This is a genomic window from Caballeronia arvi, from assembly GCF_001544695.2.
GTDB lineage: Bacteria > Pseudomonadota > Gammaproteobacteria > Burkholderiales > Burkholderiaceae > Caballeronia > Caballeronia arvi.
In genome coordinates this window covers 1-18,946 of sequence record NZ_FCOM02000071.1, presented here as the reverse complement: position 1 = coordinate 18,946, position 18,946 = coordinate 1, and the positions used below count along the sequence as shown (strand labels likewise).

Below are 18,946 nucleotides of genomic sequence, written 5' to 3'. Positions count from 1 at the left end.
CGTCGTAATAGCTTACCCGACTCAACGCTCGACAGGCTTCAATGCGGAAGACTATCGGCCGAGTGAGGCGTTCCTATCCGTGAAGGGAAAAAGCGATGACCATGCGAAAGGACGAAATGTCTATCGAGCGTGTGCGTAGATTGACAGATCAAGCGGAGAGCGTACGCACCGAGTTTGTGGCTGTTCCGATTAAGGATCTGCGGATTGTACTCCGGATTTGTCAGTCTGCTAAAACGCAGCGAGTGTGTCGTGGCGGAAGCCTGGCTTACGGTCCTCACCAATTAACGCATCGAGACGGCAGAGCCTTAACAACCAATGAAATGCCGGAAGCGCTCAACGCCGCATCGGACTCCGCGGCACCTGCGTAGAGAGGCCCTGGGCGTTACTGCGCCGGGGACCCTTGACCGAGGGTGTTGATGACTTCCCTCCACGACCTAGGCAGATCAGGAATCTGTCTATCATCCTTCCCTGGTGTCCAAGAGGTGTTATACGCGTGCGGTGGGCACGTCCACTTCGGATCATGCTGAAGCCGCTTGGTTGCTTCTGGTGGCTCCAAGGAAGAACGACACCCGAGCGAATGCCGACGGAGTACGCAGCCGCTGCATGGAGTCTCAACCTGTGGCGCAAACTCGCAGACGATCACACAAGGCACTGGCAGACGACGGACCTGCAATCTTGCTAACGGACTTGATCGAAGGGTAGACCCGGGAAGATTCAAAGATCGAGCCCGGCCCGCGAAGTAAAGTCATCCGGCCCTCACATCAAGAGCACACCAACGGCCCAAAAAGTGCGGAACAAGCGTGCGGAATAGATTGGCAAATAGTGTGCGGTGCCGCTCTCGGTTATTGCGAGCCGCTCCGCGATACTGAGGGTACCGTCGTCGGCTGCTTGACCCAGTCGAAGTGACGGTTCGGCGTGCAGGTTTCCCCTATTTCCTGCACGCCGCTCCGCGACTCGCGGAGGCACGGCGCTCATAGGTAGCGCCTCGATTAGGAGAAAACCCGCGTGAGTGCCCACTGTCGACGGCCATGGCAGTTCATCGACATGCAAAGTGCAGTGACTTCGAGACGGTTGCTGCCCTGCCCTTCATCGGCCTGGTTTCGTCCTACGCTTTTAGTACGCATTGTTAGACGGGGCTGTCGTAAGACGGCAGCAACCTAACTTGTGCCTCGGGACGGATTCTCTTCGCCAGCCAAAGCGCTTGCGCGCGGTCAACGACGACGATAAAGAAGGTACCGTTGCGCTGTGGACGTTCGACTTGCCATCCTGCGCCCGGACGCGGACGCACGATGACGTCCATCGCCTCTGCGCCTTCACTTTTCAGCATTGTTCTGTTCGAATTCTTCTGGCCTGTCGGGCGGGCGTCCAGACAAAGTGCGGGCGCAGTCGTCGCCGCAACAGCGTGCGAAACGAGGCGATTAACGTTGGTGTCCCCTGACAGGTTGACGCCCATGCGGCGTCGCCGAACGATCGCTCGTTCGCTGGTGCTCTACAAAGTGTGATTCGCAGACTGTCGACACGGCGCTTTTGAAAACCGCCTGGACGCCCGTCGGCGATTGCAATGCAAGAACGTATTTGTCGAATGACATTAACTGACCGGTCAGTTTGATCCCGTTCACCAGAAATATCCAAACGACTTTCCGTTCGCGCATGAGGGCGTTGAGGAAATCAGTTTGGACGTCGTTCGCATCGCTCGACATGATGGCACATCCCAGTCTTTCAACTCACCCAAACGGCCCGTGTTCGTTGCGCCGCCGAACGACGCAGCCTTTATTCCTCTTCCTCGGCATAGTAGCGCGCCGCGGCCTCGAGCATGCGCCGCCGTTCCGCTCGCACGTAAATCGACGTTGTCTGCAACGACACGTGTCCGAGGATCGCCTGCACCACATCGGTCGGCATCTCGCGCGCAACGGCGCGCGTGCCGAACGTATGCCGAAAAGCATGCGCCGACGTGTTCGCCAACTGCACCAGGTCGTCGGTGCTAAAGTCCGCCAGCGCGGCACTCTCCTTGGCGAGCCGTTGCACGGCCATGCGCACCAGTCGCCCGAACGCATCAACGGTGTAGGGCCCTTCCTCTGTCCGGGTATCATGCCGCTCGTGGGCAGTGCGCGTCGCCGGGATCCACTGCGGGGCGATCAGCGGCCCTTGGGCTTGCGGCGCATCGAAGTCGCGGCCCCGGTCTTTCCAATGCGCCCGCAGCGCGGCAATCGGTTGCGCGGTTCAGACCGCGATGAGTCTTGTTGCCACCCGACAATGCGGCCGGCACCGCCAGGCGTTCAAACGGCGCCAAACGCGGTTCGCTGGGATCGCCGCCGACCACGAGGGCACGCCCGTCGCCCTCCTCTTCGCTCGCACTTGCCGGAACCAACGAAGCGGTGTCAACATCGGCGGCGATGCTCACGCCGAGCGTGCTCTCATGGCGCCGCAGCCACCCGACAATCGTCCGCGCGCGCAACGCGCCGATGCGTGGCACCGAACGCCACCAGTTGCCGCCGCGCGCATTGCAGCAGTCGATCAATGCGCCGAGGGTGTCGATCCCTTCCCCGCTCAGCCGTTGGGCGATCAGTGGCCGGAACCACAGGTGCACCGGGTGCATGACGAGCGGCACCGCCGCGGCCAGCGTCGACGCCTGCTCGACCATGCGCAAGGTCATCGCGGTGAGCTTCGCGCTGCCGTGCTGCTTAATCGACGCCTTCAAGTGATCGGCGAGTACCGATGACCCATGCAGCAGCGCAAGCTGCACGAGGTCGTCGCGCATAGTGCGGAGAAACCGCTCCATCGCGTCGGCGCTCACCGCGTGCGGCGCGTGGTCGGGATCGTAGTAGAGGCGCGCGATGGTGGCCGCCGGCAAACGCTGCACGAACGCACGCAACGCGGTGAAGTCCGTGCGCGTATAGGTGCGCGGCGGCGGCAGAGTCAGCTGTTGCGGTTGATTGGCCATCGCGAGCGCTCTCGTCTTTAGTCAAGGGAAGCGAGTGACTTCCAACACGTGTCCGAAACGGTGAGTCTTTTCAGGGGAGGACGGTGAGGCTATGAAGAAGGCACGTCCCGCTCGCCCGTGAACAGCCGCTGATCCCACACCACCGCCTGCGGCGCCGAGACCACCAGCCGTCCCGCATCCGGATGCGCGGGATTGACCACGGCATTGCATTCCGCCCGGGCCACCACCGACGGCACCACGAGCACGGCCGACCTCGCCTCCTCGATCCACTGGTCGCCGAAGCGGCGCGCGACCTGGGCATCGGGCGCCTCCCATCCCACCGGCAACGCCTCGGCGTTCACCCGCTCAATGAGGATGTCCTCGGGCACCTGCGCTTCGACCCACACGTGATGCTTCGGCACCTTGCCGATCCGGGCATGGACCAGCACCTCCAGCATCGCGCCGGCAAAGTTCAGTGCGCCGTAGATCACCGGCCGACCCGGACTGTTGAAACGGCCACCGACCAGCATCACCCCTGTGCCACTCCACACCGGATGCCGCCGATCCGCAATTCTAAAAATCCGCATCAGGTCGGACCCGCCGCTTCGGGCTCGATCTCTGGCGCTCGCGCTGCCTCAACCTGATCCACTACGACATCGATATAGCGCGTCACGCTGTCAATCGTCATGCCGGCAGCCCGTAGAACAGCTTCCACAGCAGCTCCTCGACGCGCCGCGCCCCGAGCTCCGTCAACGCGACCTCTACCGGCGTACGCCCTTCGAGCAACGGGTGCGTCGTGTTCAAGAATTCCCGTGCATCCGCCTCGTCGTCCCACACGTAGCGCGCGGTCGCCACAATCCTTGCGAGCCGCTCGGTCTTCTCCGACTCGTCCGGACTGAGCTTGTCGCGGCGGCGCTTGAAGGTCGCCTCCGGCACGATGCGCGCGAGCAGCGCGCGGCGTTCCTCGGCGCTACGCGTCGCGTGCTCGACGCCTTCCTTGAGCGCCGACTTGGGCAGGCCCTCGCGCACTTGCGCGTCGAGCTCGGCCACCGAGTGCGGTATGCGCGTGAGCGCCATCACCGCAGCGATCTGTTCGGGCGACACCAGCAGCATGGCGACCTCCTTGGAATCATTTGAACCTTCATTGTAGACCAAATGATACCCAGACCCAATCCGAGCGAGGCGTAAAACGTAGTAGGGGCTATTTTACGCATTAAACCATTCGCTGCTAATCATAATTAGCAAGCAAGATCCGTTTATTGCCTTCAATTTCACCTATCTTTGCCTAGATTTGCGCATAATAGGCTTGACATAAAAGGAACAATTAACAAACTTTTATATGTACTCCTTATCGACAAATCCAATCGTGTTTTTCCTGAGCTGCCATCATCTCTGGAAGACGAAATGAGCGATGGTTGCCATCGCAAGGCGCGATTGAACGCTCCCTACCGACCCTCAAGAGACATTCGATCCAGTGCGATGCAGATGGCCGGTACCGGTACTCTTATGACGCAATCCCGATGTGATCGCTGCAGTGCGACTGGACCGGCACACGACTTCGTCAGTGCTGGGTCGGACGGCACTTGGCGTGTCCTCTGTAGTCGATGCTTCAACACCGAAATGGCGCAGTTCGCTGACCTGCACGAATTCGAGCATCCGAGCTTTGCACCGTTACGTCTGCGTGACGTGGACGACAACAATCACGAATTTCACTTCCGAAGCTTGTTGCTAGGCGATCAGCTTTCTCTGGAGGCATTCGAGCTTGTGGGCGACGATGAAGCCGCAGGCTACCGCTTTCAAATCCTGGGCGAAGCTAATGCGGAGCCGTTCGCGCTGTTAGCTCGACTGGTCCAGAAGATGAAGCGGGCCTTAAGCATGAAGCATCTCAACGATGATGCCGGCAGCCTGCAGATCGCCGAGATGACCCTGCGAGGCCGCGTCGAGTGGAACGGGGACGAACGCGTCCGTCAGCCGTGCGTGATCGTCGATGGACGGCGCATCGAATGGGACGACCTGGGCGCGATGCTGTTGGCATTCGAAGCATGGCAATTCCGGCTCGAAATGCTAGACCCGAGCGACGAGGCTTGACGCCGGGTCCGGTAGGTGTTCGTGCCGGCAGCGCAATTACTGGCTGGCGCCCGCCCCGATCCCCGCCTTTTTCTGCGCGTCCTGCAAATTCTGTGGATAGTTGGGGTCGTTCGCCCGACCTGGGTTGTAGCCTGCGTCCTCGAGCTTCTTTAGCTCGGCGTTCTTCTTCGCCCGCGCCTGTTTTCTAGCAGCCTTCTTCTCTGCCTTTGTCGGTGGTGCAGCTTGCGTCGCATCAGTTGCATTCGTACCGCTAGCTTGAGAGTAGGCAAGCGGGGCCACGAAAGCTCCGGCGCCGCCCATCAGGAATGACACAACAATGCCTGCCAGCTTCGTTCTCACGGTGATTCTCCGTTCGTTTGGAGGACAGCGTCTCAGAGGCAGTATAAAGCGCTCGTGTCGACGATGGCTTGCATCGCGCGAGCCTCGTTAGGGAACAGAGTCTCGCCGAAACCCGGCCTGAAGATGAAACATGAGACCGACGTGCTCCGCGTCGGCCCGGCTGGCGAGACTGGTGTTCGATGCCAGGCTGACGTCGTGGTTGCGTGCAAGGTCTCTGGGACCTTTTTCTCGGTCACTAAAACGAGACAGCCAGCTCGACGCCTGAATAGTCGACGCGGGGCGCAAGTCTGCGATGCGGACCCGGCTCGAAATGCACCAGGCCGTAACCCTCCATGGTCCGGAGGGTACGCGAGAGGTTGGACACCGCGCGACCGGTCTTCGCGGCCAGTTCGTCCAGGGAGTCCGGGTTTGTCTCAGCGATCGTCGCGAGCAATTCCCGGTTGCTTTCGGACAGCACCTTGGCCAGCGTTTCGAGCGACTGGAACCAGACTTTCGGCTCATCGGGCGCGGGCTTGTATTGGCCTTTCGCGATGGCGATGGTCCGGGCCTTGTATTCCTCGCGCGAGGCGATACCAACTTTCAGGATCTTGGTGTCTGCAGTCATATCAGTTACTCCTTTCCTGCAAGATCGTTTCAACTTCCGCCCAGAAATCCTCCATCAGCTTGCCGGCGTCCTCATAGTCGTAGAATCGGACTCTTTCGCCCTTGTGCTTGTGATCGTATTCGATCCGTGTTCGTGCTCCCGGTCCGGAGCCTTCGGTGATCCCGTGCGCATTGTCGAAGCCCAGCAGGCGGGTGCCGTCCTCGGCATGGAGCGTCAGCGAATATTTCAGCCCATGCGGGCGCTCCGGCGTCACGTCGCATTCCTTGACCTCAAACTTGACCCAGCGTGTTTCGCTGCCATCAACGGCAAAGCGCTCCCCGTCCAGGGACAAAAGCGCGTCCAGGCTGTGGTCACGATTGGTCATGCCTTATGTTATCACTAACTGATAAGTTAAGTCAAATCGTGAAATACTACGGCCTGGTATCGCTCCGAGCCGGATCCGGTCTGACATAAATTTTCTCGCCGCGTGGCAATCCCGCTTCATCCTGGGCTCGCTCCTTGCGGCGATGTGGTCGTGAATGTTACCCGCTGTTCATGGAGGCTGAATCATGAATAAGGACTGGCTGAGGGGCACTGGAGAAAAAGCGAAGGGGAAGGTCAGAAAGTCAACGAAGGCGTCGGAAACATGACGGGCAACACCGGTCAGCAGGCGAAGGGCCAGATGCAACAAGGTGCGGGCGAGGCGCGCAGCAGTATGGCGATGTGAAGGAAGATTGGAGAAGGGCCAACCGTAGACATCTGTGGAGCGTTGAGCGCGGCGCTCCAGACGGAGCGAGACATGAACGAATCGCACGTGTTTGAATTCAATCATCGGCGCACCGAGGGACTGCGGCGCACCTACAAGGTGATGCTGAACGTAACGCGGTTACCGTCGGGCACATTCGCTTACAAAGCTTGGGTTCACCATGAGGGAATTTTCAAGGGAAACGGACTCGTCTTTCCGCTGGTATCGACGAACTTTGACGAGGCGACTTTGGAGGCGCGCGGGCGAATTGAGGCTGACATCGAGCAAATGACCGGCGTTTCGGAATAAGCGCCTGCAAGGCTGCCCATTACTCTCACAGCGCTATCGCCCGCCGGGCTTCGGGTGGCGTTTCCTGTTCCAGTGAAACGCTCAGTTAGGGCGCTGCACTTAACTCGCCACTGCGCGCTCGACTACAATGCCGCAGACCACGCGATCATGATCTGGGCGCACAGCGCTACTCGTTCACTGCCTTCCGTACAAAACAAGGAGAACCCACAGGAACAGTTGAAGTAAGCCATACCCGGTGACGCCGATGAGAACTGCGCCAACAAGCGTAAAGGCAATGCCGATAGACCGTTCGGTCATGGAGACTTTCATACCACGCCTTCCTCTCACGGTTAGGTCCCCGACTCCTACGCGTCGTACCGCGGGCCCCGGCGCGCTGGTCTGCACATTTCAATTGCTCCGCGCCGCTTAGTCCTGACGCGTTTCACAACGCGCTTTTGGTCCGCAGCGAAGCGACATATTGCTTGGCCGCCTCGTTGCCATGCACCAGCGCCCGCAACGTAAGAGCAAGGGTCAACTGCGTCTCATGAGCCACTGCGCTGCGATCTGCATCGAATAATTGGACGGCGTGCCGCAGATGTTGCGCTGCTTGAGTATGGACTGCCGATGCCGCTGCATGATGTTGCGCAGCCGTCAGGCCACTATCAACGGCGCCTGCCGAGGATGGAGCGCTCGCATGCTTGGCCGCGACATGGACCTCGTCAATGGCAAGCTGCGCGTGGCCGTGAGCCAACACAGCCAGATGGGCGGCATGCTCGTAATTCTTACCTGCCTCGTAAAACTGCGAAGCCTCCCGATGAAATACGGCCGCCTTCTCGTGATGCGATGCCGCGGCTTCGAGATGTCCTATTTTGCTAGGTTTCGTCATGGCAGCCCGCTCCGAAGGCATCCAATAAGCGTATCGGCTTTATGCGACCGGCGTGCGCCGGAATCTCACAGGAATTTCCCCGCATCATCATCCCTGTCAAAGAACGGTGATTTTCGACCACCTGACAGTCGATTCTTCGTGATCAAACTTCAGCGCATCCTATCGACCAACGCCTCAGCTCTCTGCTTCAACGATGAATATCGGTCTGCGATGGTCAGGCTGTGTTTCCGTTGAGCCAGTTTTCTCAGCAACGATTCTCGGCTCGTCGGCAACGTCGAGCGTCGTCTCGTTGCCACTCTCAAGCTCGCTACTCCAATGGGGCAACGACCGGCCGTAGATAGGAAAGCAGCATGTCTACATGCATGGTGGAGATCGACTTCTGGTGAAGAGACTCCGCGTAATTGCGGCCCGTGAACGCTTCTAGGGTGAACCGGTTGGCCACGATGTAGTAGCCCATCCCAACCAGTGTTACGTAGAAGTCCAGCGGATCAACGCCCGACCGAAACTGTCCTGCTGCCGCACCGCGCTCGAGCGTCACACGCAGCAAGTCAATCAGCGGCGAAATTGTCTCGCGCAAGCTGCTCGAACGCTCCAGATACCGTCCTTCGTGCAGATTTTCGTTATTGATGAGGCTTAACCACTGCGGATTCTTCCACAGATATGCCCATATGGATTGAGCCGTCTCGCGGATAGCGTCGCTCGGTTGCAGACCGGACAAGTCCAGGCTCCCCTCTCGCTCTGCGAACCGCGCATACATTGCTTCGAGCACGGCGACGTATAGTCCTTCGTTGCTCGCGAAGTAATAGTAGAGCATACGTTCGTTTGTTCCGGCCGCCGCGGCGACTGCGTCGACGCGTGCGCCTGCGAGGCCATACCTTGTGAACTGCTCGGTGGCGGCCTCGAGAATGCGCCGTCGCGTACCTTCAGGGTCCCGTTTTACGCGTTGTTCGTTCATAGCGTGGCGCCCATAGATCGGTTGCGGCTATTAATTAATAGCTGCAATTACGCCTTTCTGCATTGGCACAATCACCAATCGCCCCCCAGAGTGCGGCCTTCATGGCGACTAGAAACTGCAGCTGAGACGGCTGATCGACTCTTTGCGCGGTCGTGCTCGGTTCCGCTCGAATTGATTGTGTTCGAAGTGCATCTTGCGATGACCGCTGTATCTCACTCTATGCTGACTTCTGCAAAGGCGTCGACCGACGGACACGCCGTGCGAAGCCGTATCTGGCAGGGGCTCTGCCTGTCGCGGTCCTGCGCCGTCGGAAAGGCTAGGTTGAGGGAACCGACGTGGTTCAGTGCGTGAAGGAGTCTGGCTTCCAGATCCTAGTTGTCCGAACACGGGCTTCCCGCTGGAACGAGGAACCGTGGAGCACCCAGGTCGACGGAGCCGCCGCGGCTGCCCTGAGTGAAGGCTGCGGCACGAGCGCCTGAAAGGCAATAACGCCTGGCCGCGGAAGACGTCTGGTATCTGCCAAAGACGCCTTTTAGTGTGATTGCTGCTGCATATTCGAAGAACCAGGCGTCCGACGTTCCAGACGTGCGTCGATGATTTCATGCAGTCTGAACAGCGCCATTTTCAGACTTCCCTCTTCCGTGAGCTTGCTCACGGTCTGCAGGACTTCTTGTTCGAACGGATCGGGACCGATGAGGTATTCGGTCTGCTGGACGAGCGCCGTCACTTCGGCATAAAGATGATCCGGGTATCGGCCCGGGTGCCGGTTCAGCTGATTCATCAAAACCGTCCAACGGTCTGCGATTTGGTCTAACGGTCAGCGAGCTCACGGTCGTCCCCTCACGCAAGGGTCACGCTTTTGGGCAAGTATTAATTTTACCCGTTCGAGGCGAGTTCGATTCCCGAAGGCATTCGTTCGACGCGCGTTACCGCAAAACTCGAAGGCTCGCCGATTGACAACGCAGTGCGCATCGGCGACCGGCATCGCGTGACGATGTCTAGCGGTCGCTGCGAGTATGGACTGACGGCGGCGGACCAATTGGCGCCAATGTCGCGGCGGCCGTCTGGCTGGCCGGCATGTTGGTTTCGGGTCACACGGTCGTCACGACAGGCTGCCACGCCGCACCCAGGTGTGAGCGCTTGATTCTTCACGAGGAAGCGCGCGCTGCTTGGCGGTCATCATGCAAGTCCTCTCCCTTGCCAATCACCCCCAGTGGACGAACTACCGCTGTCGGGCGATGGGAGTCGAATCGTCATCCGCGCGTCAATCATGTGTTTCTCGTGCAAAATAGGCGGACGATCTGCGCAAGGCCTACGTGGTCGGCTGGCGAGAAGCGACCTCGTACCAGCCGTTTGGCAGCGCGACGAGTACACCCCGCTGAGCTGCGTCCTGAAGAATTTTCTTGGCAGCGCGATGCTTAATGCCTAACTTTTCGGCCGCATGTTGCGGAGAGATTCGCCTCTGCGCGTCGCTCCAGCTTGCAAATAAGCTATCGACGGGCTTGCTTTGCATCACGTCCCCCGACGCTTTTGTCCGCCGACCTGCTTTTGATTCAGGTCGAAGGAACGCCTTGCCGTTTTCCTGCACCGCAGACGGCAGCTCACTCTCTGATGGTTTCAACGATTCCGCCTGCGCGTCGCGGTCCGCCGCGCGCGCTTGGTCGACCTTCGCCCGTGCTAAGTCCCGCGCGCCTTTCAAAAAGACGTCTCGACGCTCCCGCTCGGACATCTTGCTGAGCCCGACACCGCGCACAGCACCATACTTGAGGAAGATTGACTTGAACGCCTGGGTCTCCGACTGCTTCGACTCGATCAAGTGTTGAAGGGCCGCAACTTCCCGCTCGAGCTCCTCCGCGCTTTCGTCCGCCTGCATGTCGGCTGTGACTGCGGCTTGCTCAGTCAACTGCGCGTTCGCCCTTTCAAGCTCCTCAGTGCTCAAACTGCCTGCTTCGCCGGCTTGAGAGTCGGTCTGCGGCGAGCTGTCAAGGAGATCCAACGGTACCGACGGCTCGTGCCCGTCGCAATTGTCCTCGGCTGATTCGTCGGGAAGCTCCGTCCTCAGCAGTCCGCTCTTCTCCAATGTGCTCAAGGTTCGATAGTGACGGCCGTCCACCATCGCATAACGGTTGAGGAGATAGGTCATACGCTCGGCCTCCAGATCCAGCGCCCGCAATAACTCCTTCTGCTCAGAAATCTGGCGGCGCCAGGTTGCGAAAGGTGCGGAGTTTGCCTGATGCGTCGCCAATTCGACTGTGAAGCGCTCGTTGATCGGCAGCCCATCGGACTGACGCTGATGCACGTTCGACTCCATAGCTCGCATCAGCGCGGTCATTGCCGCCGTCTCTTGTGCGCCGTGAACAACTTCGTCGCTCGATGGCTTGGGCGCCTTCGTCTCCGTTCGCGTAGTCTTTAACAAGCGTGTCATCCAATTCACAGCCTATCCCTCGCGACATTGAGTGAAACAATTTAGCACAGTCAACGCTGCTAAAAAGGCAGCCGCATCACGAGAAGTGGCTCCCGCAGCACCGGTGAATATGTCACACGCTCTCGCGCGAAATCTCCCCGCGGGCTTCGACCAGATTACCGTGATCATCCCGCGGGCGACTGCCGTTGTCGGCGCCGCCCCCCAAATCGACCCCTTGCCGACCGTTCAAGGGTCCTGCGCGAAAACCTGCAATATTTCATTTTGATATCCTATATAAGTGCGATATTGGCGTTGTGTAAAATATGATGCATGTTCTTTGACAGTGGATTGTCACCGCGGCCGTCGGCCACCATGCTTCGCAATTTGCTCGCGCCTGCGCGTGAGCCGAACTCTTTCTTGACTTGCGCCGTACTCGGCCTCGTCCGCCGAGACCACGCCGACGACCGCCCCATGAAGGTCTACGCGCGCACTGCCTTCGGTGAGGCACGTCCAATAAAGATGGCCACGGCACCAGAGTTTGATGCCGTTACGAACGTCACGCTCGCTAAGCCCGAGCGACGCCGCTTGGGCGAGCACATCCTTGAGAATCCCCACCTTGAGCGGAACCTTGGGCGTGGGGCTTTGCGGAAAGGCTCGCGGGAAATTCTTCTGCAGCGTGGCTACTGCGCGCGCCGCGGCGTCAGCAGAGGTCCGTGGAGGGCTCGACTGCTGCTTGATATCGCCTGCTGCTTTGACGCGAGATGGCATCACGCTTGACGCGCCCTTCGCGCTCTTGGCGTTTTGATTCAGTTGCGCTCTAAGCGCAGCGAGTTGTTCGAAGCCCATCGTTCCTGCCTGAGTTCAATTCTCAAATTTTACCAGTGACGTCGTCTCGGCCTTCGGCGATCCACATGACGGTCTTTTCACAATCTAATTGCTACGTCGAGCAGCCAAGGTGAGCTAGAATACGGTGCAGTTTTCACCAGAGGAAAGCTCACCATGCAGATGGAAAGCTGGGTTGGACAGATCGAACGTGAGTGGCAGCAGCTTCGCAGGTCCGATCCGACGCTGAATGTCGAAAAGTTCTTCAGGCACGTGATCGCCGCGAACAAGACCGGCTTTCTTACTCCCGAGTCTCTGGCTGCGATAGCAAACGCGCTCCTGACGAGCCCCCTCGCTGACGCACCGATTCTGGGGCGTCAGCTTCTCGACCGTGTGGGCGTGAATCGCCATCCATCGTTGCGCGTCGCGCTTGCCCTCTCCCTTGTCTCATCAAACGGCGATGACGAGGAGGTCGTCACGGGTAACGCAATCCTTGAAGATGTGATGAAGGACGACACCGCCGACGGCCGACTGCGTGGCATCTCGGCCGCAGCGCTCGCAGACAGCGCGCGGATGGGCAGAGGGATGAGCGAGGACGTGGATCTTGCGCGCACGCTGTACGAGCGAGCGGTTGACTTAGGCCACAAGGCTTCCGCACACAACCTTGGCCTGTATTGGGAGGGAGTCTGGGGAGCGCCAAGCACCGGAGCGATGCTCAATCGCCAAAAGGCCATCCAGACGTATCGGCGCGGTGGTGACGACGCGCGATGCCTACAACGACTCCAAGCGCTACGGTAGATCTCTGTAGATCCTCGCAGATCATCCCGAGATCGATCTCGACTCGGGTCTGTCGGCCCGGGTTGACGGCACTGTTGAGCCTACGGTGCCGATAGCGTAGCGACGATGCGAGACGAATTTGCTGTCGACCGCGGAGCAACACCAATACAAGGCAACATGGACGTCTCTGCCCTCCTTCTTTGATTGGCCACATCCGAGTTAGACAAACGCCGCGTGCCGTTGCAAGCGCATCGAAACGCGTGCGACGGATAACCGCGCGCCTCAATTGCCGATGTGCCAGGCAACAGTTGGAAGCAGTCCCTGATCGGATCCGCAAACAATATACTTCCCCGTCAAGGCGAGCGCGAAAGCACCCGTTCCGAACGTGATCTTCGCGTCGCCGCTCTTGCAACAACGATGGCCGTATAGGGCTGCCTGCTGGTCGACTAGTGAGGCAGTCAGCGGCACGCGGCCAACACTACCAAAGTCGCCTACAGTCGGACGAATTTCCGGCAGGCACTTGATGGTCGCGCCGAACAGTCGGCATAGTTCCTCGTCCCATTCGCAGGTCCGCAGGTTCATCAATGACGTGCGGGACGCCGTCGTCGTATTGGTCGCGAAGTGGCCAGTCAGCCGTTCGAGGACATACGCGTCGGTCGTGCCCAGGCGGAGGGTCCCTGCGTTCTCGCCGGCTTTGACAATGTGACGAGCCCGAGCGCGATCATCCTCATCTTCTATGACCTGACGAGCAGAGCCAAGACAACCTTGCTGACATCGCCGAGCCTTGTGGGATACATGCAATTCGATCCAAAGTCCGGGTCCGTTCTCCTGGAGCGGAGTGACATCTGATCCGTCAAACAGTTGAAGCCGCGAGCGGACGGCAAGCATCGGGACACAGGCCTCGGGCTGCGGTGGTTCACGAGCGGTCCGGTGTCGAGCGGCGTCGCGCCGTTCGTTGTGGTGACACGTTGAAAAACGGGATTCGTAGGACATAAAGGAGGAATTCACACCACTGATGACACGGTGAGGGAATCACGAATGCTTACTTGACGACAGCCGAAAGTGCCGTATGATGGATCTCTATATTGCGGTGCAGCAAAAGCGCGCTCGGTCATAAAATACAGCTTTTTCTACGAAGCTGAACACAGGAGCAACAATGTTTCCTTCTTCTTTCCCGAATCAAACGTTTGTCTACCCGGCAGCAAGCCTCCAGGTCCTCGTGAATGTTGCAAAGCGGTATGCAAGCGGCCTTCAGCAACTTGCCGAACTGAACGTGCAGACGGCCAAGACGGTCTTCGAAGAAAGCACTGCTGTTGCCAAGGCCGGTCCGCAGGCAAAGCCGGCCGATTTCCTGAGTTGGCAATCGACTCTGCTGGCCGAGACGCCCGAAAAGGCGGCTGCTTATACGCGGCATTTCTGGCAGATCGTTCGTGCGACGCAGACGGACATTCTCAATGAGGCGCGTGGCCCGATCGAGCAGTTCGGCTTCGGATTGAAGAAGGCGTCCGAATCTGCTTCGCAAGAGGCTGTCGGACTGCTATCGAGTGCTACCGAGGCATCGACCGATCTTGCAGATGCAGGCGCCGAGGCGATCGAGTCATCCGAGAAGGCCGTGCGTTCTGCCAAGGTCGACGCGAAGCGCTAATCGGTGCCGTCAGCCCTGACGTGCCACTGTTGACTTTCGAAACCCGCATCACGCGGGTTTTTTATTCCGCTCGACCCGACGGGAAAATCGATGAATCCCTTCCATCCGCTTGCGTGGGCGCACGACTCATTCTGGTCGATGTTTCCTCGCGAAATCGTCGGTCTCACGGCGCAGTTTTTCGATAATGCCGAGACAGCGGTCGCAAGCCCTGCAACTCCGCTGCCATCGGAAAGTGAAACGAAAAAGAAATACTCCGAGGATGAACCGCCGCACATCGACAACCCGATCGCGCACGCGGGCGCTCATCGCTGGTTGAGCAAGAGTTTCGAGCATGGCAACGAGCGCTATCGATTCAAGGTCTACGTTCCGACCGCATACGAAGGTCAGCCGCTGCCGATGATCGTCATGCTCCACGGCGCGCAGCAGGACCCGGACGACTTTGCGTCGGGGACCGAAATGAACATCGTCGCCGAAGAGAAGGGCTTTATCGTCGTCTACCCGGAGCAGTCGGCAAGTTCGAATCCACTGAGGTGCTGGAACTGGTTCATGCCGGCGAATCAGACGCGCGAATCAGGCGAAGCGGCGGCCGTCGCGGCCCTCACGCGCGAGGTCGCAGCCACGTATAACGTGGATCGCGCTCGCGTTTATATCGCGGGTATGTCGGCTGGTGGGGCACTGGCCGTCAATCTCGCTGTGACACATCCGGAGCTTTACGCGGCCGCGGCGATTCATTCGGGCCTGGCGTTCGGCGTCGCCAACGAGCAGATGACAGCACTCTGCGCGATGAATGACGGCAAGGGCAAAGTGCGCTTGCCCGACACCCTGTCCGACGGCCCAAAACCGCGCGCGGTACCCCTGATAGTTTTTCACGGCGATGCCGACGACACGGTGCATCCGCGCAACAGCGAACAGATCGCGACGATGAGCCAGTTGCTGCATGGCATGTCCGACGACACAGTGACGTCATCCTCGATATACGTCGCCGACGAAGCGGGTAGACACGCCTATACCCGGAAAGTGTTTCATGATCGTGACGGTGAATCGATCGGCGAGCAATGGATCGTGCACGGACTGGGTCATGCGTGGTCCGGAGGCCATCCCGACGGCACCCATACGGACATGCGCGGACCGGCGGCCAGCCGGGCGATTGCGCGATTCTTCGGTCAATTCGTGAGAGTGGGCAGCCAGCAATACTGAAGGTTCATCGACGAAGTCCGCTTTGAATTCTCCTCCCTCGCCGCCTAGACTTTGATCGACATTCCAGGTAGTCGATCATAGTTATCCGAAATAAGATTTTTCATGGCCAGACTACCCAGCACTCCCTGCAACGGGACGACCTCGGGGAACTATTCGACACCATCCGCCCGCAACATCCGAACAAAATCATCTCGTAGAGTTGTGTCTGCACCAAGCAAGAGTTCACCGTCGATTGCGACTCCAGGCGGTCGGTGCGTCGCGTTGAAGAGCGCGGCTTCAAGACAGCCCGTTCGAGCGAGCCGCTACATCGCCTTTCTCGCATCGGCCGGTTGCGATGGCGTGCGAACCGCGAGTCGCTTTACGGCTCGTTTTTCAAGCAGGAACTGGTTTCCCTCCAACCTCACTTGGATATCGGATTGCGTCGGGTTGGCCAGGGCCCGATGTAAGCGGTCGCAGAGCAACGGATAGGTCTGCTCGGGCAAGCCGTGAAAGTCGTAACGGAGATCCGGCGCGAAGAGGTCGCAGATATGCGCGGCACGTCGTGCGTTGAAATCGCCCCGCCATTGCTCCAAAGCAGCGCGAATGATCGCGGCGGGATCTTCGGTCACCGTCTTCGCACCGGCCATAATGGAGAGGGTTGCGAACGCGATTGCGGTCATCGCGACGCAGACGTGTTGTATCTATCGTCTCATATAGACTCCTGGCGTACACAACGCTCAACGCAATGATCGTATTTTCTCGCGCACCAGCCGGGTGAGCACCTTCCCGCTAACGGAGACACAGTATTTTTGTTCTCGTCGACATGGCGATCCTCAGGATCCAAGCTAGCCTTGTCAGATACTACCTTGGCTTAACGTTGCCGAACTTACCGTCTCGTTGTGTATATTCGACCGCCGCGGGCTCTATCACCAGGCTGGACTTCCGTCGTTCTTCGACTTAAAAACGACGATCAATAAGCGGTCGCACGATCGCAACTTTTCCTCTCCTATTCGGTATGTACAAGTTTCCCAAGAAGACTCCATGCTATATCTTCACTGTACGCAGAAGTTGCTCAATCGTCTTAAACCCGAAGTGGTCGAGGTGGGAAGCAGTACCACAAAGCTTGGCAGTTGGTACGCGACTGTTTTGCCATGGGAGCGGCAGATTGCAATGCTTGTGAATGAGCGAACGCTACTGCCCGTGCTGATGCCTTTGGCTCCGGCGAAAAACCTCTCAACCCGGTTTCCAGAGGCTCTGGCAGAGATACTGGCCGCCCACGGAGTTTCGCATTCATTCATCGATTCGGAGGTGTCCGAGATGCAGGTCGTCAACTACGCCAAGACGCAGAATCGCAGCGTTATTGGCATCATGACGCAGTTCGCATATCTCGCCGAACAATATCGTGCTTACGACAAGACGAACGAGCTCATTGCACTGTCGCTAAAACTGGCGCACACGCCATGTAGCCCGCTCTACAAGGGGCCAGTGTTTCCGGAAAGAGCGTTGAAAGAGTTGACGAGCCATGAGTGAACGGTCGCTTGATCGCGAGCTCCTACTCCGTATTCTGGTTCGAGCGGCCCGGAGCTCAGCCCCGGCTTGGCTGACCGCTGCGATCGGCTTTCGCCGACCCTGAGCCGTCTTTCTAAAACAGGCTAATGCAATGGTCGCTTTCGTGTGTACGGGGGCAGCTCGCCCCTTATCAACATTGCCAACACCACCTCAGCCGGGCGTACGATGACGCAGATCGGGGCCTTCGCCGAGTTCGAACGCGCCTTGGTCCGGTGGCGGACCTCCGCCGGTTTCGCAGCTGCGCGAGCTGAAGGCAGTGTTGGCGGACGACGGAAGAAACTCGACGCTGGCAAGCGCAAGGAGATAGCAATGTTGAAACAGGCAATTCCGAACATCTTCGTCAAAGACTTCCAGGCGGCACTCGCCTACTACACGGAGTCGCTCGGCTTCCGCCCATTGTTCGTCTACGGCGAAACGCCTTTCTACGCTCACGTGGCGCGTGATGAGGCGATCCTGGCAATCCGCCATGTCACAAGGCCTGTAATCGATCACGCTGCCGGCGAGGCACTGCTAAGCGCGTTCGTCGAGGTCTCCGACGTCAACGCCCTGCACGAATCACTGCAAGAAGCTGGCGCTCATATTTGGCAAGCACCGCGCGACGAGCCTTGGGCCATGCGTAGCCTGATCGTCAGCGATCTCGACGGCAACCTGATCAGCTTTGCGTCCAATCTGGCCACGTAAATGAATAACGTGGCGGTATAGCCGCAGTTAATCGTGGGGTGCCCCCCCATATGGCTGGTCGGTGGGTGATCGCCCATTGCGAATAGGCGACTGCGGTAATGCCGTCGTGCTGGTCGGTACTCCGTCCGACCATGCGCAGGGCGTTGATGACCTGTTCCGTCGCGGCAAGGAATCGTTCGCCGACGCGCAGGCCGTAGTTCTAAAGTTACGCGAGCGGTTCCCGACGTCGAAGATTGCACTGGTCGGAACGAGCGCGGTAACGGTGTCCGTCGGGAATGCGCTCGAACGCGATCTCGACATCGCGGTCGCGGAAGCCTTTGTTCTAACGTCGCCGGTGACGGTTTCTCATAAGGGCAGCGCGACTATCTCCGATCTCGACGTGGATGGCGCCAGACATCGGGTGCTCGTGGTCTCCAACCTTCACGACCAATGCGTTTCATTCCCTGCCTATGCGGGCAAGCGTCTAGCCGAAGGCAACCACTACGCGTTCATCGAAGTCGATTCGACCGAAGGTGAAGCGTCGGAGAAGTGTAGGGCGCGCTCGCCACACGTGTTCCTTGGTATCGAGACGGACGTGCTCCGCGATATCCAAGGCTGGCTGGACGGCCAGCCGATGCGGGTGCAGTAAAGCTCGCCAGGCAACGCGAACGACTGCAACGTGGTGCGGGGCTGAAGTTTGAGTGACGGAGCGAGGTCATCGGTGAACGACGCGTCATGGCCGAACTCGGTCAGATCAGGTCCGCCGGGCGGCGCTCCGATTCATCAACGAGCCACCGCGAATCATCGGTGACTCGCCTCTGGCAATTCTATCGACGCGAAGATTAGATAGTACTGCTGCGCTAATTGTTCATTATGTCAATACGCTCCGCGCGGGTCGTTAGACTCGTCTGACGCGACAACTACTCACCTCGGCCTCGTCTTATAGAAAAACGGTACGTTTCGAAAGTGCTCAAGAGAACGGGTTGATCACCGTCAGCCGGTCGAAGATGATTTGTCCATGGTGCATGTCTTCGCTGTAGAGAACCTGGCAATCTGCGAGCAACGCGAAAGCAATGATGCATGAATCAT

25 protein-coding genes are annotated in these 18,946 nt (G+C 59.0%); 8 read left to right on the top strand and 17 right to left on the bottom strand.

Annotated elements, in window-relative coordinates:
* Positions 1–1,126 precede the first annotated feature (1,126 nt).
* The 6 genes from AWB74_RS45985 to AWB74_RS38360 all read right to left on the bottom strand — a co-directional run bounded on the left by AWB74_RS45985 (position 1,127) and on the right by AWB74_RS38360 (position 4,033).
* A complete protein-coding gene (locus AWB74_RS45985) occupies positions 1,127–1,453 on the bottom strand; it encodes a hypothetical protein (protein ID WP_143749415.1) in 327 nt (108 codons plus the stop codon).
* Positions 1,419–1,700 (bottom strand): RNA chaperone Hfq, encoded by a 282-nt coding sequence (locus tag AWB74_RS48805; RefSeq protein ID WP_061151808.1) that lies wholly within the window; start codon positions 1,698–1,700, stop codon positions 1,419–1,421. Before AWB74_RS48805 ends, AWB74_RS45985 begins: the two co-directional genes overlap by 35 nt.
* A 70-nt stretch (positions 1,701–1,770) precedes the next feature.
* Positions 1,771–2,031 (bottom strand): tyrosine-type recombinase/integrase, encoded by a 261-nt coding sequence (locus AWB74_RS47705; protein ID WP_061151807.1) that lies wholly within the window; start codon positions 2,029–2,031, stop codon positions 1,771–1,773.
* 55 nt (positions 2,032–2,086) lie between these two features.
* Positions 2,087–2,941 carry a phage integrase family protein gene (locus AWB74_RS38370; protein ID WP_061151806.1) on the bottom strand — a complete coding sequence of 285 codons (855 nt, stop codon included), beginning with the start codon at positions 2,939–2,941 and terminating at the stop codon, positions 2,087–2,089.
* An 89-nt stretch (positions 2,942–3,030) separates the two neighbouring features.
* The gene (locus AWB74_RS38365; RefSeq protein WP_061151805.1) at positions 3,031–3,507 is read right to left on the bottom strand and encodes an RES family NAD+ phosphorylase; all 477 of its coding nucleotides are present in this window, start codon (positions 3,505–3,507) and stop codon (positions 3,031–3,033) included.
* A gap of 97 nt (positions 3,508–3,604) precedes the next feature.
* On the bottom strand, positions 3,605–4,033 hold the full coding sequence (locus AWB74_RS38360) for an antitoxin Xre/MbcA/ParS toxin-binding domain-containing protein (RefSeq protein WP_061151804.1): 429 nt from the start codon (positions 4,031–4,033) through the stop codon (positions 3,605–3,607).
* 366 nt (positions 4,034–4,399) lie between these two features.
* On the opposite strand from AWB74_RS38360, the gene AWB74_RS38355 reads away from it, so the two are divergent.
* On the top strand, positions 4,400–5,008 hold the full coding sequence (locus AWB74_RS38355) for a DUF7686 domain-containing protein (RefSeq protein ID WP_456061761.1): 609 nt from the start codon (positions 4,400–4,402) through the stop codon (positions 5,006–5,008).
* A gap of 36 nt (positions 5,009–5,044) precedes the next feature.
* Here AWB74_RS38355 and AWB74_RS38350 read toward each other — a convergent pair whose 3' ends face one another.
* The 3 genes from AWB74_RS38350 to AWB74_RS38340 all read right to left on the bottom strand — a co-directional run bounded on the left by AWB74_RS38350 (position 5,045) and on the right by AWB74_RS38340 (position 6,315).
* Positions 5,045–5,308, bottom strand: a complete 264-nt coding sequence (locus AWB74_RS38350) for a DUF4148 domain-containing protein (RefSeq protein WP_061151818.1) — start codon at positions 5,306–5,308, stop codon at positions 5,045–5,047.
* Positions 5,309–5,582: 274 nt separating this feature from the next.
* Positions 5,583–5,951: an HVO_A0114 family putative DNA-binding protein gene (locus tag AWB74_RS38345; protein WP_061151803.1), complete on the bottom strand. Its 369-nt coding sequence runs from the start codon at positions 5,949–5,951 to the stop codon at positions 5,583–5,585.
* 1 nt (position 5,952) lies between these two features.
* Positions 5,953–6,315, bottom strand: a complete 363-nt coding sequence (locus tag AWB74_RS38340; protein WP_061151802.1) for a toxin-antitoxin system TumE family protein — start codon at positions 6,313–6,315, stop codon at positions 5,953–5,955.
* 414 nt (positions 6,316–6,729) lie between these two features.
* Between AWB74_RS38340 and AWB74_RS38335 the strand changes: the two genes are divergently transcribed.
* The gene (locus AWB74_RS38335; RefSeq protein WP_061151817.1) at positions 6,730–6,984 is read left to right on the top strand and encodes a hypothetical protein; all 255 of its coding nucleotides are present in this window, start codon (positions 6,730–6,732) and stop codon (positions 6,982–6,984) included.
* Between the two features lie 174 nt (positions 6,985–7,158).
* Here AWB74_RS38335 and AWB74_RS48295 read toward each other — a convergent pair whose 3' ends face one another.
* From AWB74_RS48295 to AWB74_RS38310, 6 genes are all read right to left on the bottom strand, one after another.
* Positions 7,159–7,293: a hypothetical protein gene (locus AWB74_RS48295; RefSeq protein ID WP_268811238.1), complete on the bottom strand. Its 135-nt coding sequence runs from the start codon at positions 7,291–7,293 to the stop codon at positions 7,159–7,161.
* A 112-nt stretch (positions 7,294–7,405) separates the two neighbouring features.
* Positions 7,406–7,849 (bottom strand): hypothetical protein, encoded by a 444-nt coding sequence (locus AWB74_RS38330; RefSeq protein ID WP_061151801.1) that lies wholly within the window; start codon positions 7,847–7,849, stop codon positions 7,406–7,408.
* 307 nt (positions 7,850–8,156) lie between these two features.
* Positions 8,157–8,804, bottom strand: a complete 648-nt coding sequence (locus AWB74_RS38325; RefSeq protein ID WP_061151800.1) for a TetR family transcriptional regulator — start codon at positions 8,802–8,804, stop codon at positions 8,157–8,159.
* A 532-nt stretch (positions 8,805–9,336) separates the two neighbouring features.
* Entirely contained in the window at positions 9,337–9,585 is a 249-nt protein-coding gene (locus AWB74_RS38320) for a hypothetical protein (protein WP_061151799.1), read from the bottom strand.
* Positions 9,586–10,116: 531 nt separating this feature from the next.
* Complete coding sequence (locus AWB74_RS38315) at positions 10,117–11,136, bottom strand: hypothetical protein (RefSeq protein WP_143749414.1); 1,020 nt, start codon at positions 11,134–11,136, stop codon at positions 10,117–10,119.
* A gap of 423 nt (positions 11,137–11,559) precedes the next feature.
* Positions 11,560–12,054: a ProQ/FinO family protein gene (locus AWB74_RS38310; RefSeq protein ID WP_061151797.1), complete on the bottom strand. Its 495-nt coding sequence runs from the start codon at positions 12,052–12,054 to the stop codon at positions 11,560–11,562.
* A gap of 153 nt (positions 12,055–12,207) precedes the next feature.
* On the opposite strand from AWB74_RS38310, the gene AWB74_RS38305 reads away from it, so the two are divergent.
* A complete protein-coding gene (locus AWB74_RS38305) occupies positions 12,208–12,828 on the top strand; it encodes an SEL1-like repeat protein (protein ID WP_061151796.1) in 621 nt (206 codons plus the stop codon).
* Between the two features lie 261 nt (positions 12,829–13,089).
* Here AWB74_RS38305 and AWB74_RS38300 read toward each other — a convergent pair whose 3' ends face one another.
* Positions 13,090–13,695: an FGGY family carbohydrate kinase gene (locus tag AWB74_RS38300; RefSeq protein ID WP_235024843.1), complete on the bottom strand. Its 606-nt coding sequence runs from the start codon at positions 13,693–13,695 to the stop codon at positions 13,090–13,092.
* A gap of 268 nt (positions 13,696–13,963) precedes the next feature.
* Between AWB74_RS38300 and phaP the strand changes: the two genes are divergently transcribed.
* Both phaP and AWB74_RS38290 read left to right on the top strand, forming a co-directional pair.
* The gene (gene phaP / locus AWB74_RS38295; RefSeq protein WP_061151793.1) at positions 13,964–14,452 is read left to right on the top strand and encodes a TIGR01841 family phasin; all 489 of its coding nucleotides are present in this window, start codon (positions 13,964–13,966) and stop codon (positions 14,450–14,452) included.
* A 90-nt stretch (positions 14,453–14,542) separates the two neighbouring features.
* A complete protein-coding gene (locus tag AWB74_RS38290) occupies positions 14,543–15,649 on the top strand; it encodes an extracellular catalytic domain type 1 short-chain-length polyhydroxyalkanoate depolymerase (protein WP_061151792.1) in 1,107 nt (368 codons plus the stop codon).
* 302 nt (positions 15,650–15,951) lie between these two features.
* Here the strand turns inward: AWB74_RS38290 and AWB74_RS38285 are convergent, their stop codons facing one another.
* Positions 15,952–16,308 carry a hypothetical protein gene (locus AWB74_RS38285; protein WP_061151791.1) on the bottom strand — a complete coding sequence of 119 codons (357 nt, stop codon included), beginning with the start codon at positions 16,306–16,308 and terminating at the stop codon, positions 15,952–15,954.
* Positions 16,309–16,669: 361 nt separating this feature from the next.
* Between AWB74_RS38285 and AWB74_RS38280 the strand changes: the two genes are divergently transcribed.
* The 3 genes from AWB74_RS38280 to AWB74_RS38270 all read left to right on the top strand — a co-directional run bounded on the left by AWB74_RS38280 (position 16,670) and on the right by AWB74_RS38270 (position 18,506).
* A complete protein-coding gene (locus tag AWB74_RS38280) occupies positions 16,670–17,158 on the top strand; it encodes a DUF6933 domain-containing protein (protein ID WP_061151790.1) in 489 nt (162 codons plus the stop codon).
* Positions 17,159–17,362: 204 nt separating this feature from the next.
* Complete coding sequence (locus tag AWB74_RS38275) at positions 17,363–17,878, top strand: VOC family protein (protein WP_061151789.1); 516 nt, start codon at positions 17,363–17,365, stop codon at positions 17,876–17,878.
* A 106-nt stretch (positions 17,879–17,984) separates the two neighbouring features.
* Entirely contained in the window at positions 17,985–18,506 is a 522-nt protein-coding gene (locus tag AWB74_RS38270; RefSeq protein WP_061151788.1) for a hypothetical protein, read from the top strand.
* The last annotated feature ends 440 nt before the right edge of the window (positions 18,507–18,946 follow it).

Bases quoted from the DNA above. Each gene is read 5' to 3' on its own strand.
- AWB74_RS38365 (WP_061151805.1), bottom strand. From the start codon at position 3,507: ATGCGGATTTTTAGAATTGCGGATCGGCGGCATCCGGTGTGGAGTGGC.
- AWB74_RS45985 (WP_143749415.1), bottom strand. From the start codon at position 1,453: ATGGGCGTCAACCTGTCAGGGGACACCAACGTTAATCGCCTCGTTTCG.
- AWB74_RS38280 (WP_061151790.1), top strand. From the start codon at position 16,670: ATGCTATATCTTCACTGTACGCAGAAGTTGCTCAATCGTCTTAAACCC.
- AWB74_RS38290 (WP_061151792.1), top strand. From the start codon at position 14,543: ATGAATCCCTTCCATCCGCTTGCGTGGGCGCACGACTCATTCTGGTCG.
- AWB74_RS38320 (WP_061151799.1), bottom strand. From the start codon at position 9,585: ATGAATCAGCTGAACCGGCACCCGGGCCGATACCCGGATCATCTTTAT.
- AWB74_RS38345 (WP_061151803.1), bottom strand. From the start codon at position 5,951: ATGACTGCAGACACCAAGATCCTGAAAGTTGGTATCGCCTCGCGCGAG.
- AWB74_RS38350 (WP_061151818.1), bottom strand. From the start codon at position 5,308: ATGGGCGGCGCCGGAGCTTTCGTGGCCCCGCTTGCCTACTCTCAAGCT.
- AWB74_RS38315 (WP_143749414.1), bottom strand. From the start codon at position 11,136: ATGACCGCGCTGATGCGAGCTATGGAGTCGAACGTGCATCAGCGTCAG.
- AWB74_RS38370 (WP_061151806.1), bottom strand. From the start codon at position 2,941: ATGGCCAATCAACCGCAACAGCTGACTCTGCCGCCGCCGCGCACCTAT.
- AWB74_RS48805 (WP_061151808.1), bottom strand. From the start codon at position 1,700: ATGTCGAGCGATGCGAACGACGTCCAAACTGATTTCCTCAACGCCCTC.
- phaP (WP_061151793.1), top strand. From the start codon at position 13,964: ATGTTTCCTTCTTCTTTCCCGAATCAAACGTTTGTCTACCCGGCAGCA.
- AWB74_RS38335 (WP_061151817.1), top strand. From the start codon at position 6,730: ATGAACGAATCGCACGTGTTTGAATTCAATCATCGGCGCACCGAGGGA.
- AWB74_RS38340 (WP_061151802.1), bottom strand. From the start codon at position 6,315: ATGACCAATCGTGACCACAGCCTGGACGCGCTTTTGTCCCTGGACGGG.
- AWB74_RS38330 (WP_061151801.1), bottom strand. From the start codon at position 7,849: ATGACGAAACCTAGCAAAATAGGACATCTCGAAGCCGCGGCATCGCAT.
- AWB74_RS48295 (WP_268811238.1), bottom strand. From the start codon at position 7,293: ATGAAAGTCTCCATGACCGAACGGTCTATCGGCATTGCCTTTACGCTT.
- AWB74_RS38275 (WP_061151789.1), top strand. From the start codon at position 17,363: ATGACGCAGATCGGGGCCTTCGCCGAGTTCGAACGCGCCTTGGTCCGG.
- AWB74_RS47705 (WP_061151807.1), bottom strand. From the start codon at position 2,031: ATGGCCGTGCAACGGCTCGCCAAGGAGAGTGCCGCGCTGGCGGACTTT.
- AWB74_RS38355 (WP_456061761.1), top strand. From the start codon at position 4,400: ATGCAGATGGCCGGTACCGGTACTCTTATGACGCAATCCCGATGTGAT.
- AWB74_RS38325 (WP_061151800.1), bottom strand. From the start codon at position 8,804: ATGAACGAACAACGCGTAAAACGGGACCCTGAAGGTACGCGACGGCGC.
- AWB74_RS38310 (WP_061151797.1), bottom strand. From the start codon at position 12,054: ATGGGCTTCGAACAACTCGCTGCGCTTAGAGCGCAACTGAATCAAAAC.
- AWB74_RS38300 (WP_235024843.1), bottom strand. From the start codon at position 13,695: ATGCTTGCCGTCCGCTCGCGGCTTCAACTGTTTGACGGATCAGATGTC.
- AWB74_RS38285 (WP_061151791.1), bottom strand. From the start codon at position 16,308: ATGACCGCAATCGCGTTCGCAACCCTCTCCATTATGGCCGGTGCGAAG.
- AWB74_RS38360 (WP_061151804.1), bottom strand. From the start codon at position 4,033: ATGCTGCTGGTGTCGCCCGAACAGATCGCTGCGGTGATGGCGCTCACG.
- AWB74_RS38305 (WP_061151796.1), top strand. From the start codon at position 12,208: ATGCAGATGGAAAGCTGGGTTGGACAGATCGAACGTGAGTGGCAGCAG.